Source organism: Vibrio sp. 10N.222.49.C9 (assembly GCF_041474985.1).
GTDB lineage: Bacteria > Pseudomonadota > Gammaproteobacteria > Enterobacterales > Vibrionaceae > Vibrio > Vibrio crassostreae_C.
This window is the reverse complement of the sequence record NZ_JBFRVD010000629.1, coordinates 1-370: the sequence shown is the minus strand read 5'-3', so window position 1 is coordinate 370 and position 370 is coordinate 1. Positions and strand designations below refer to the sequence as shown.

The window sequence follows — 370 nt, the reverse complement described above, 5'->3', positions numbered from 1 at the left end:
CTTATTTGATGCTCCTTGGCCGCTTTCCTTACCAAATCGGCGTACTTGTAGTCTTTTCCACTCAAGAATACTTGCCCATCATATCGAAACGGAAACTCCACATAGTGAGCGGTATGAAAATCTACTATTTCAGTTTTCATATAGCGCTCAATCAAATAGTCGGCATACTGCCTAGTTCGCCATTCCCAACGCAACCTATTGCCCTCATGATCACGAACCCGACCGTACAGGAAAGGTTCACCACCTAACTCAATCGCGCTCTCATCAAAATATTCAACCACATCAGGATTAGCCGGTGTTAGAAGAGTGGTGATTATGGCATCACGTAAAGCCGCCCGAGGAAAGCTTCGATGGATAGTGGAAACCTTGA

1 protein-coding gene is annotated in these 370 nt (G+C 45.4%); it reads right to left on the bottom strand.

All coding sequences use genetic code 11. The features are described 5' to 3' along the window. Positions 1–370 (bottom strand): murein transglycosylase domain-containing protein (locus AB4585_RS24810; protein WP_372171407.1); only part of this gene is annotated, 370 nt, incomplete at both ends.